This window comes from Ensifer sp. SSB1 (assembly GCF_016652895.1).
Lineage (GTDB): Bacteria > Pseudomonadota > Alphaproteobacteria > Rhizobiales > Rhizobiaceae > Ensifer.
In genome coordinates, this window is the sequence record NZ_JAEPRP010000062.1 from 1 (window position 1) to 11,809 (window position 11,809).

Annotated in this window: 9 protein-coding genes; 1 reads left to right on the forward strand and 8 read right to left on the reverse strand. The window is 61.5% G+C overall.

The features are described from left to right. The 4 genes from asnB to I8N66_RS16835 form a co-directional block, all read right to left on the reverse strand. The coding region (gene asnB / locus I8N66_RS16820) for an asparagine synthase (glutamine-hydrolyzing) (RefSeq protein ID WP_291155505.1) at window positions 1-1,108 on the reverse strand (1,108 nt) is incomplete at its 3' end. A gap of 611 nt (window positions 1,109-1,719) precedes the next feature. Continuing rightward, the gene (locus I8N66_RS16825) at window positions 1,720-2,481 is read right to left on the reverse strand and encodes an FkbM family methyltransferase (protein WP_291155507.1); all 762 of its coding nucleotides are present in this window, start codon (window positions 2,479-2,481) and stop codon (window positions 1,720-1,722) included. Window positions 2,482-2,593: 112 nt separating this feature from the next. Further along, window positions 2,594-3,058 carry a Crp/Fnr family transcriptional regulator gene (locus I8N66_RS16830; protein WP_113535699.1) on the reverse strand — a complete coding sequence of 155 codons (465 nt, stop codon included), beginning with the start codon at window positions 3,056-3,058 and terminating at the stop codon, window positions 2,594-2,596. Window positions 3,059-3,148: 90 nt separating this feature from the next. Next, window positions 3,149-5,851, reverse strand: a complete 2,703-nt coding sequence (locus I8N66_RS16835) for an ABC transporter transmembrane domain-containing protein (RefSeq protein ID WP_291155509.1) — start codon at window positions 5,849-5,851, stop codon at window positions 3,149-3,151. 305 nt (window positions 5,852-6,156) lie between these two features. Here I8N66_RS16835 and I8N66_RS16840 point away from each other — a divergent pair, with 305 nt between their 5' ends. Beyond that, window positions 6,157-6,831, forward strand: a complete 675-nt coding sequence (locus I8N66_RS16840) for a class I SAM-dependent methyltransferase (RefSeq protein ID WP_291155511.1) — start codon at window positions 6,157-6,159, stop codon at window positions 6,829-6,831. Window positions 6,832-7,213: 382 nt separating this feature from the next. Here I8N66_RS16840 and I8N66_RS16845 read toward each other — a convergent pair whose 3' ends face one another. The 4 genes from I8N66_RS16845 to I8N66_RS16860 form a co-directional block, all read right to left on the reverse strand. Next, complete coding sequence (locus tag I8N66_RS16845; protein WP_291155513.1) at window positions 7,214-8,350, reverse strand: glycosyltransferase; 1,137 nt, start codon at window positions 8,348-8,350, stop codon at window positions 7,214-7,216. Next, window positions 8,350-9,594, reverse strand: a complete 1,245-nt coding sequence (locus I8N66_RS16850; protein WP_291155516.1) for a glycosyltransferase family 4 protein — start codon at window positions 9,592-9,594, stop codon at window positions 8,350-8,352. The genes I8N66_RS16845 and I8N66_RS16850 overlap by 1 nt, the downstream gene beginning before the upstream one ends. Before the next feature lie 4 nt (window positions 9,595-9,598). Beyond that, on the reverse strand, window positions 9,599-10,816 hold the full coding sequence (locus tag I8N66_RS16855; protein ID WP_291155519.1) for a glycosyltransferase family protein: 1,218 nt from the start codon (window positions 10,814-10,816) through the stop codon (window positions 9,599-9,601). Window positions 10,817-10,886: 70 nt separating this feature from the next. Next, window positions 10,887-11,809: ABC transporter permease (locus I8N66_RS16860; RefSeq protein ID WP_291155522.1), on the reverse strand; the 923-nt coding region annotated here is incomplete at its 5' end.

An 11,809-nucleotide genomic window follows, 5' to 3' on the forward strand; every position in this document is an offset into this window, starting at 1 on the left:
CCTCCTCGGCACCCTCGGCCGTCAGAACCACCGTCTGCCCCTGGTCCCGAACCAGTCCGGACCGCTGATAGAGAGGCGCCGGCGCCGTCCGGATGATCGGTCGCTCCGCAAAGCGGATCACCTCCGGGAAGGATCTTGCGATGTCGCCCGCCCGGCAGGCGACGGCGCTGTGCTCTGTGCCAAGCGCTGTCGCCATTTCCATCTGGAAGGCGCTCTCGTCGTGTTCCGCGCTATCGAAGGTGACGGAGAAGGTCCTGAGGCCCTGCGGCGCCATGCCGGTCGCCATGGCCGCAACGATGGAGGAATCGAGCCCGCCCGAAAGGTAGGAGCCGACGGGAACATCGGCGCGCATCCGGATCCGGGTGGCATCGGTGAGCAGCGCACGCAGTTCTTCGGCAGCGACACGCTCGTCCGTGAAAAGTGGTGGCGCACCGAAGTCGGGATAGTCGAGCTGCCAATAGGGACGGATCGAAACCTTGCCCTTTTCAGCAATCATGAGATGCGCCGGCTCGAGCTCCTGAATGTCGCGAAAACCGGTGCGCGGCGCGATCGGCGCCCAGAGCGTAAAGATCTGATCGAGCGCGATCGGATCGAGTTCGGCAGAAACGCCCGGCACCTGCAGCAGGGCCTTGATCTCCGAGGCAAAATAGAGCGTGCCGCCATGGATCATGTGGAACAGCGGACGAACGCCCATCCGGTCGCGCGCCAGCACCATCCGCTGGCGACGCCGATCCCAGATGGCGAAGGAAAAATCGCCGTTGAGACGGGACAGGCACTCTTCGCCCATGACATCGTACAGATGCAGGATCACTTCGGTGTCGCTTGACGTGCGGAAGCGCCGTCCCTTGGCGCGCAGTTCCTCGCGCAATTCGACATAGTTGAAGATTTCGCCGTTAAAGGCGATCGTCAATTCGCCGGTCTCGTCCGACATCGGCTGCTGACCATCACCGAGACCGACGATCGACAGACGCACATGCCCAAGTCCGGCCTCCTTGTCGACGAAAAAACCGTTCTCGTCCGGACCGCGATGCGCAATCGCAGTAACCATTTTCTCGAGAAGGATCTTAGCGTCTGGAATTGAGCCGAAATGGCCACCGAAACCGCACATGTTCAAAAACTTTCACACCGGTCGATCACCGCCGGAGCATAATCCGCATGAGGGACTCAAGGGTTAAGTCTCCGGCATTTTCTGGTTGTATGGTAAATGCCACGGTTCGGGCGTCAAATCCCGAGATAGGGGCAGGGAATCTAGCCTTAACGCTCCGAAATTCTTGTTTTCGATATCATTTTAAACATCAGATAGAGAAACAGGACCGGCCAAAAAATGCATATGAGCAGCCCAGCGAAACGATACATGTTCCAAGGCGCACGCGCCTGCAAACCTTCAAGATAGGTCATCGCCAATAGAAACAAGGCGGGCATGCAATAGGCGGCAGTCGCAAGATATATCCATGCCATACGGTCGCCCTCACGACGCAACATCAAGCCCAGGCAATGGCGGCCGAGAAATTTATAGCAGCGAAAATCACGTCTTCAAACGACGAATCAACATTCTCTAAAGAATGGTTAACCATACCGGGTCTCCGCCGCTCGTCGACGAGCGGCTGCCTTGTTCGAAAGCGACCGCGCCTGCGCCAAGGCGCACGTGCGCAGCACATCGTAACGGGCCATCCGCATAAGGAGACGGGTCGAGAACGTTCCCGGCGCTCTCGGGTTCGCTTAGCGACCTTGACGCCTCGAAACGAACAACAGATCGAAGCCGCGAAACTCCCGGCGGGCGATCGATTTGCGCAGCGCCGTCCATACCGCCTGCGGATTGTCGAGGCGAAAGCCGCTCAGGCTGCGGATCAGACGCATTGTGGCTGTTATCGTGCGAATGGCACGCAGCGCCGAAGGCCCGTCCAGCGAGGCAAAGAGGATTTGCGGGTGCACGGCAAGCAGGACCCCAGCCGTTCGCTGCGGATCGATCGCCCGGAACTGATCCATGGCGCGATACTCATATCCTTCGATATCGATCTTGAAGCAAAGCCTCTCGGTGCGGGCCATGGCCTGAAGCTCAGCGATCGTAACCGTCTGCGCCCTGATCGCCTCGCCGTTGTCATCCGCAATCAGGGCTGACGTTTCCGAGCTGCCAAAGCCGCCGCCCACGGAGTGCAGCACCAACACTTCGTCCTCGGAAAGCGCGGCGTTGATCACGCGCACCTCCCCGCGGTTTTCCGGCTGCATTTCCTTGAGGATACCGAAGCAGACGGGATCCGGCTCGACGGTTATGACGTTGTCGGCAATCTGCGCCGCCCAATAGGGCGTCACCCCGATCCATCCGCCGATGTCGACAAAAGTCGTCTTGCCATCGACCAGGCGCTCGATGTTCTGAAATGTGCAAGGCTCCCAATCGCCGTTCTGCAGACGCGCGAAAAAGCGCTTCTTCTCCGGTTTGTCGGGGAACTGAACGGTTTTCTGGAAATAGGTTATCGAACGCATGGCGCCTGTCTAGCCGATATCTCCGCAAAGCGGAATCGCTTTTGCGAAAGGCTCACATGACGGGAGGGAATGCCTGGACATGAAACGGGCCGGCGTGAAGCGTGCCTTGGCGTCAAGCCTCCACCCGCTCGACCTGGCTGCGGGCTTCGCTAAGCTCGGCCGTGGTCTGGGCGAGGCGGTCTGCCAACACACGCATGATCTCCACCGCCATCTCCGGAAAATCTGCGAGAAGCTTGAGGAAATCCTCCTTGCGAATGCGCAGGGCCTCAAGCGGCGTGGCAGTGCGCACAGTCGCCGTGCGCGGCGTATTGCAGAGGATGGCGATTTCGCCGACGATCGAATTTTGCTCGAACTCGGCAATTTTGAAAGGCCCGCCGGCCGTATTGATCAGCACTTCGGCCTTGCCGGAAAGAATGACGTAAGCCGCATCGCCGATGTCGCCCTGATAGAACAGTGCCTCGCCGGCGCCGTACATCACCCTGTCAGACGTGAAGGCAAGAAGTTTCAACTTTGCCGGCGGCAATCCTGAAAACAGGGTAATCCGGCGCAGCATTTCAACTTCATCCTTGAGCAACATCACAATCCGTGTCTCCGATTTCCCGTCGGGAGCAGTCTGCCTCCCGCATCGCGCGGGACCATATGCTCGTGCCCTGACATTAATATTACATCAAGATGCCATTTCCTTGTAGTCGCGTCCGTCATCCACCGCGGCATCGGCACCGGTGTCGTGCACCAACCGCCCGTTTTCGAACTGCGCAACGCGATCGAACAGGTCCAGCAACGAAGGGTTGGCAAGGACCCACACGATCGCCGGTTCCCGCCCGGCGCGGTCAAGCATCGAGAAGACGTTGCGCACGACTTGTTCCTGGACGCGTTGATCGAGCGCAAGCAGCGGCTGATTGAAGATATAGAAGTCGCAGGCGCGGATAAGCGCGCGCGCAAGGTCGAGCTTCTGTCGCTGTGCTGCCGTCAGACGCTTGCCGCCGGCGCCGACATTGAAATCGAAGCCGAAGGCCAGCACTTCGTTGTAGAGGCCGCCGGCCTCGAAGAGATCACGTACGATCGCCCGGATTTTCTCCGACCCATCAGCGTGCTTGTGGCCAATGCGTCCGAAGAGCACGTTGTCGATGATGCTGCCGGAAGCGATGTAGCGGTTCGGGCGGTAATGCTCGATCATTCCTGCGAGGTCGGCTGGCAAGCCCTCGTCGAACTCGCGACGCGCAGCAACAACCTTCGCCATCACCTCTTCCGTCAATAGACCGAAGCGGTGCCGCGGCTCGATGTAATCGAAGCACAGCCGGATGATCTTGATCTGATCGTCTTCGGAAACCTCGCCCTTGCCGCGGCTGCGCACCTTCTGGAGGATGGCCTCGTAAACGGGTATCTCCTCGGCCGTCATGAAGGTCAGCTGTTGGAAGAACGGATGATCCGGCGGCAAGTCGCGGAACAGTTCGACAACGTTCTCGGCGATCTCGATGCCCATCTCGTAGAACGTGTCGCGCAGTCCGACCCGTTGCAGGATCGTCTTGAAGAACGGATGGTTCTCAAGCGCATTCGCCCACATCACCTGATCGGTGATCGTACCAAAGAGCATGTTTTCGCCGATGGTGGCCTCGACGTTGTAGGCTCCCGGCTCGAAGAACACGACGAGGTCGCTGAGCTTTTCCTTTTCAAGGCTCTGCCTGAGCGCGCTGCGCATCTCGACGATGCCGGCCGCGAATGCCGTATGGCGGTTCGGGTCGATCGTCGAGCGGACGGCAAGCGCCATCACGTCGTTGGTCAACAGCACGGCGTCGAGAACCGGGCGGATCTGCACGAGCAGGTCGTCCGGACCGCTTGCTCCTGCCGATCCGTAGTCAATCCAGTCGCTGTTGACGTCGAGATACGGATTACCGGCAAGGCGCGCCTCGATCACTTCCCACTTGCGGTGCGAAGCGCCCTCCCCTTCATAGGCCACCTCTGTCAGCGGAGCGTGCTTCAGACCATAGAAAAGGTTGTCACCGAGGCTGCCCTGGAACACGTAGACATCGGACGACGCGTAAGCGATCCGGCGCCCGGTGACGGATTCCGGAATCTCCAGAATGTCCTGTCCGCCGATGACCACCTTGCCGCTTGCCGGCCAGACCAGGCGACCGAAGGCTTCCGCCAGCACCTCGCCACCGCCGGTCAACGCCACCTTCTCTCCAGGCTGCACCTGAAGCGACACGTGATCGAGCAAGGTCGAACCACCGTCATCGATCACCGTCAGGTTCACGGCCGCCAGCGGACCATTCAGCGATGCGATGGTCCCGGTGGCAACCGCCTGAACCTTCGGATCAAGCAGCGGATCGACGCTGAATTGCTCGACGACTTGCGCATATTTGACCTGGACGTCCTGGCGGGCCTGGTCCCAATCGATCAGTTCCTTCAGGGGACCTGGCAGGTCCTTGTAAGCGCCGATGACCGCAACGAGCTGCCCGATGTCAAGGCGACCCTGCAGGGCGAAATAGCCGCCGATCGCGTAGAACAGGAATGGCGTGACCTGCGCCAGGAAATTGTTGATGAACTTGACGAGGAATTTCCACTGATAGAGATCATAGCGGATCTTGAAGATCCTCGCGAGGCGCGAGGCGATGTCGGCCCGCTCATAGTTTGAGGTATCGTGCCCGCGGATGGCGCCAATACCGTCAACGATTTCGCTGACGCGGCCGGAGAGCTCGCGCGCCGTCAGCTGGCGTTCACGCCCAAGTATCAGCAGCCGCTTGCGCATGCGCGGGATGATCACGGCCTGAACCGCGACGATCAGCGTGGCGATCAGGCCGAGCCAGAAGCTCTGCAGAAGAATGAACACCAGGGCGGTCAGCGCCTGGCCGCCGAGCAGTGCCGGCGAGACGAAGGCATCGCCGGTAAAACCACCGAGCGGTTCGACCTCGTCCTTGATCATCGTCGCGATTTCGGCCGGTTTCACCCGCTTGAAGTGGCTGGGCGGGAAGCGCAGGACGCGGTCGACCAGTTCGAAGCGGATACGTCGCAAAAGGCGCTCGCCGAGCCGACCCTTGAAGGTGTTGATGTAGAACTTGAACAGGCCGTTGACGACCACGAGCAGCAGGAACACCAGGCTGAGGGCGAGCAGCATGCCTTCCCGGCCGAGGTGGAAGCCCTCGAAGACGTTGATCGTTCCGAAGTACGGCAAGTCGAAGGAAATCGGCAGGAAGGCCTGCGTCGCCTCCGGACTGTCGAAGCCGTCGCCCTGGATCGGTCCGTTGACGATCTGCTTCGGCAGGTCGAAGGACAGGAAATAGGGAATCATCGACAGCGCGACGACCACCAGAATCCAGAGCTGATCCTTGCGCGTGTGGGTCCAGATATAGCGGGAAAGGCGTGGTTCCATGTGTCTGGCAATAGGACCTTATTGAACACGATAGCTGCTGGCGTGGCGGACTGCCGTTTGCTCCACCACGCATCATTCCTCGGCGGTGTCTCCGGATGGGTGCCTATCGGCGCTCGATCGCGAAGTGGATGCCTGCATATTCCGCCGGGCGCCGAATCCGGTTCTGTCGATTATGCAGGTGCGAGGGAAATCTGCAATGGACGCGGGTTCCAACTCCAATGCCGCGAAGGCAACCACAGAGACCGTCACGCTCCGAAGCACACGCCGTTATTGCACTCGCCCGACACGCAGCTTACAACGGGCGCATGAAACACACCAGCCACCCGCCGTCCCGAGCCAGCGATTGGTACGAGCATGCCTTTGATTTGGCACGCGGTATCGCCGCCTACACGCAAAGCCCCCTGATCGAGGGTGTCGCGAAGGTAATCGCCAAGCATCCCGACGCCCACATCGCCAACGCCTTCAATCACAAGCAGGTCGCCTGCAAGGTCTGGGCGCGCGATACGCTTTTGAATGTTGCGGGCTCATCCTACACCAGGATCGCGATCCTCGGTGGCTGGTACGGCATCCTGGGCGCCATGTTGCTGGAGGACGCGCGCTTCAACGTCGCCGCGGTCGACAGCTTCGACATCGATCCGGATGTGGAAACGGTCGCGCGGACCCTCAATTTCGCCTTCTCGGAGAAATTCCGCGCCGTGACGGCCGACATGTACGCCATCAATTATACGACACTCGGGGCCGACCTCGTCATCAACACGAGCTGCGAGCATATCGCCGACCTCCGGTCGTGGCTCGATCGCGTCCCTGCCGGCACGCGCGTCCTGCTGCAATCCAACGACTATTTCAGCGAGCCCACCCATATCAATTGCGTGGCTTGCGTCGAGGACCTCACAAAACAGGCAGCGCTGACCACTGTCGAATTCGCCGGCGCACTGCCGACGAAGAAATACACCCGCTTCATGCTGATCGGAACGGTCTGAGCACGCCGGCAGGTCAAACCGTCGCCAACATGCGCTCAACCGCCATCTTCAGGGAAATCGTGCGGCGCCGATGTTCGCTGGCGCTATGTCGGGACCAACGCCGGCGCCACCGGGCGGGCGCGCACCCCGCCAAGACCGAGGCCACATCGCGGGCGCTCCAGTCTTCCGGTCTGCGCAGTCCGATAACTCACCATGGGCTTTACCCGGCATGCACACCTTCAGGACGCCCCGAGGCATACATGGCTGAGGCGCGTCATGGTCGCGGCGACCGCGGACATGTCATCGGCCATTGCGAGTTGAGGCCGCGAGACGGGCGGTCCGTCGCAAGGCGTCGCCAACGCGCTCCCTTTGAAGCGCCCGCGCAAAGCCCGCAATGGAACCGTCAAAGAGCCGTGCGGCTCTCGAGGATTTCGGCAGTCTTCATCGCCCCATCGAGGTCCAGCGGCGGAATATTCGGCTTCGGCCGTGCCAGCATCGCTTCCACATCGCGCGCCAGCCTCTCGGGCGTCACCTCGGCCTCCGGCAGCACGCCGGCAAGGCCGAGCTTTTCAAGCCTTTCCGCCCGGGTCGACTGCTCGGTTTCGCCGCCGGCAACGAAGGGGATCAGCAGGGATCCGCAGCCGGCGCGGATGATGTCGCAGACCGTGTTGTAGCCCGCTTGAGAAACCGAAAGCCGCGCGCCCGAAAGCAGGCTGGCGAAATCCTTGCGGAAGCGAAAGAGCTGCACGTTGCCGGGCGCGGCAGCCGCGAAGGCGTCGTAATCCTGCTGCGGCAGGTTCGGTCCGGTGACGAGGCACCATTGTAGCTCGCGCGGCAGCAGACTTGCCGCCTGCAACGCCGCACCGATCAGTTCCTTGCCGACCGCACCGCCGCCGGCCGAAACGAGCACGTCGAACTTTTCCGCCGGCGCATCCGGTGCCGGGCCTGCCACGAGGCCGGTATAGGCCACCTTGTCCGCGATCTCGGCCGCGTAAGGATAGGTTTCCTCGAGCCGCGCGAATGCAGGGTCTCCATGCACCAGCACGAGATCGAAATGTGCCCTGACGACATCAAGGGTCTCTTCGGCGCGGCCGGGCTTCGTCCGCTCCTGCAGAATGTCCCGCAGCGATGTGGCAACGAGAGGCCTTGGGTTCTGTTTTTCGATCACCTCGAGCAAGGGCATCAACTCGAAACGCATCTGCCGGCGGCCGAAAGGGAAGGCTTCGAAGACAACGATGTCCGGATCGCAGGCCAGATACGCCTCGATCAACAGGTTCCGGCGCTGATCCTTGAAGGCATCGCTGACCGGATTTCCGTCGCTGTCGGCAAGGCCTGAAAATCCCTTGTCGCCGGCGAGCACAGGCGGAAGGGCCACATGCTTTACATCGCTTCCCGGGAAACCCGGGACCGGGTTGCCACCGGTCACGACGGTCACCTCGAAGCCCCTGGCGGCAAGGGCGCTCGCGATCCGGCTCGCCCGCGCCAGATGTCCGATGCCCAGCAGGTGCTGTACGTAGAAAAAGACACGACGCGCACGCATCAGGCGGCTCTCCATTCGCTGGCAAACAGGCCGGCAAGCTGATCGATGCTGGTGTGGTGATCGAATTGCTCGCGGACTTTCCGCTCCGCCGCATCGCCCAGCCTGAGGCGGAGCGCCGGATCGCGGATGAGTTGCTCGAGCGCCGCAGCAAGCGCCTGCGGGTCCTCTGACGGAACGACCCGGCCGTTCTCGCCATCGACGAGAAGTTCCGGAACGCCGGAGATCGCCGTCGAGACGCAGGGCAGCCGCTGGCTTGATGCTTCGACGAGGACATTGGGCAATCCGTCGCGATCGCCGTCGGCGGTGATCCGGCAGGCAAGCGCAAAGATGTCGCTCGTCCGGTAGTGTGCCAGCACGTCGGTCTGGTCGAGTGCGCCCTTCCAGGCAATCCGGTCGGAAACGCCAAGCTCCGTCGCAAGCGTCTTGAGCTGGCTGGTCAGTTCCCCCGCGCCGATATGCTCGAACCGCCAATGGAGGTCTGCCGGCAGCAGCGAGAGCGCCTTCAGCAGCACGTCGTAGCCCTTCTTGCCGACGGCACGGCCGACGCTGACAAGGCGCACGGGATCCGAAGGGTCGGAACCGTTCCGACCGGAATGTGCGCCCTCGAAACGGGGGAACCGGTCAAGATCGAGCCCGTGATAGCTCAGGTGCACCCGCTCCTTTTCGGTCGTCAGGCTCTTCAGGTGCTCGTAGCCCATGCGTGTGCAGGTAACTGTCCAGCGCGCCCGTCCGAGCTTTTCCGAGAGCTCCCAGTCAGGCGACGTCCAGATGTCCTTGGCATGCGCCGAGCAGGTCCATGGCGTGCCAGCGATCACGCTGGCATAGGCGGTCACCGACGACGGCGTATGGATGAAATGCGCGTGCAGCCAACGCGGATTGCCTGGCCATTCCGAAGCAAGCACAAGCGCCTGCCCGAACCGGCGGAAGCGGTTACGGCTGAAGTCGCGGCGCAGGTCTTTGAGAAAAAGCCCGAAAGCCGGCCAGAAGCCGGGCTTCGGCATGCAACGTACGAGGCCCCGCAGCACGCGCAACGGTTCCTCGTGAAGATACTCGGGCAGATAGTGAACCTCGGCGCGAATCTCGTCGTGAACCGGATGGCGCTTGCCGTCGGTCGGACGGCGCAGTGCGATCAATACGAGGTCCAGTCCGGCCCGCTCGAGGCCAAGCAGTTCCTGCGCGATGAAGGTTTCCGAAAGACGCGGATAGCCCTTCAGCACGACTGCAATCTTGCGATCTGTCGGCAATGCTTCAGCTCGATTTCTTCACGATATTCAGATGGCCGCTCGAAGGCCGATCGAGCCACCCGCCGACGATTTCGGAGATATGCGCTAGCCCTTCGAGCCGCAGGCCATTCGCAGTGCTTTTCGACGGCGGCGCCCGCGACGGAAGCGCTTTCAGCGCCGCCGCCAAGCGCAGCGGATCTTCCGCTTCGTCGGGCAACAGCATTTCGACGAGCCCGAGTTCGGCAGCGCGGCGGGCGCGGATCAGTTGCTCCTCGCGCGGCTGGATGCGCGGCACGATCAGCGCCGGCTTGTCGAAGGAGAGAATTTCGCAATAGGTGTTGTAGCCGCCCATGGCAACGACACCCTTTGCGCCAGCGATGAGCTCTTCCATGCGATTGTCGAACTCGATGATCTTGATATAGGGGATCTTGCTCCCTTTGCGGATCAGCTTTTCCCGCTTCTTGACCGGCATATAGGGCCCGAGCACGATCAACGCCCTGTGCATCAGTTCCGGGTCTTGCTGGTAGGCGTGGATGACCTGGTGGATCAGATCGGCACCGTCGCCGCCGCCGCCGGTCGTCACCAGGATGTAGTCGCCTTGGGGCTTATGGCTCGGCAGTTCCTCGCGCGGAACGCTGCGCTGCAGGAAGCCAACGAAGTCCATCCGGTCGCGCACGGCCGGCGGCACTTCGAGCTCGGTCAGCGGATCGTAAAAGTCCGGCGGGCCATAGACCCAGATCGTATCGTAGTACTGCTCGATCTTGCGCATGGTATCGCGCCGCTTCCACTCTGCCTCCAGCAGATGCGGTGCATCCATGACCTCGCGAAGGCCCAGGACAAGCGTCGTGCCATGGGCTTTCAGGTAGGTCAGCGTCTCCTCGACTTCGCCGCGCAGGCCCATGGGCTCCTTGTCGACGATGAAGATGTCGGGCTTGAAGGTCTCGGCGGTGTGGCGAATGATCGCCTGACGCATCTTCAGCGTCTCATCGAGTTCGATATGACGGTCGAGCGAGGTATAGTCGCCGTTGTGCAGCTTGATGACGCTCGGGATCTTCACGAAGTCGACGCGCGCGCGATAGTCGAAAGCACCGGCGATCGTTGCGCCGGAGATGATCAGGATGTTCAGGCCGCGATAGTCTTCCACCAGCGAATGCGCGATCGTGCGGCACCGCCGGAGGTGACCGAGCCCGAACGTATCATGGCTATACATGAGGATCCGGGCATCTTCGAAACGCCGCATCATGCAAGAAACCTTTCGCACAGGGTGCAATGAACCGTTTCACGCCGACCGCTTGCCGGCTTCAAATCGGGCTTCATTTGTAGGGATCGGCCGCATCGCGCAACCCATCTCCCAAGAAGTTGAATGCCAAAATCACAAGAATGACCGGAATTGTGGGAAATAGGAGCCAGGGATAGAAGGCGATGACGCTGACGCTCTTGGCCTCGGTCAGGAGAATGCCCCAGCTGGTGATCGGGGGCCTGAGGCCGAGACCGAGGAAGCTCAGTGCCGTCTCGCCAAGGATCATGCCCGGGATCGAGATCGTCGCAGTGGCGATCAGATGCGACATGAAACCCGGCACGAGATGCCGGCCGATGATGCGGCTGCTCTTTGCGCCCATCAGCTGGGCCGCAAGAACATAGTCCTCCTCGCGAAGCGCCAGCAGTTTCGAGCGCACGGCACGCGCAAGCCCCGTCCAGTCGAGAAGACCGAGGATGATCGTGATCGCCAGGTAGATCAGGATAGGACTCCAGGTCGCTGGCATGATCGCTGCGAGCGACAGCCAAAGCGGGATGCTCGGGATCGACTGCAGAACCTCGATGACGCGCTGCACGATGAGATCGAAGACGCCGCCGTGATAACCGGCAAGGCCACCGATGACGATGCCGAGCACGAAGCTCACGGTGATGCCGAAAAGGCCGATCGTGAGCGAGATTCGAGCGCCGTAAATGATGCGCGAAAGCACGTCGCGGCCGAGACGGTCCGTCCCGAGGAAGAAGGCCTGGCCGCCTTCCGCCGGGCAAACGAGATGCACGTTGCTGTCGAACAGCCCCCAGAAACGATAACCGTCGCCGCGGCAGAAGAAGCGGAGCCGCTGCACGTCCTTGGTATCGTCGGCATAGTTGCGCTTCAGCGTGTCCATGTCGAGCGTCATGGTCCGCCCGTAGACGAAGGGACCGACGAACTTGCCCTCATGGAACAGGTGCACCGCCTGCGGCGGTGCATAGATGTAGTCCA

Bases quoted from the DNA above. Each gene is read 5' to 3' on its own strand.
- I8N66_RS16825 (WP_291155507.1), bottom strand. From the start codon at position 2,481: ATGCGTTCGATAACCTATTTCCAGAAAACCGTTCAGTTCCCCGACAAA.
- I8N66_RS16830 (WP_113535699.1), bottom strand. From the start codon at position 3,058: ATGTTGCTCAAGGATGAAGTTGAAATGCTGCGCCGGATTACCCTGTTT.
- I8N66_RS16835 (WP_291155509.1), bottom strand. From the start codon at position 5,851: ATGGAACCACGCCTTTCCCGCTATATCTGGACCCACACGCGCAAGGAT.
- I8N66_RS16840 (WP_291155511.1), top strand. From the start codon at position 6,157: ATGAAACACACCAGCCACCCGCCGTCCCGAGCCAGCGATTGGTACGAG.
- I8N66_RS16845 (WP_291155513.1), bottom strand. From the start codon at position 8,350: ATGCGTGCGCGTCGTGTCTTTTTCTACGTACAGCACCTGCTGGGCATC.
- I8N66_RS16855 (WP_291155519.1), bottom strand. From the start codon at position 10,816: ATGATGCGGCGTTTCGAAGATGCCCGGATCCTCATGTATAGCCATGAT.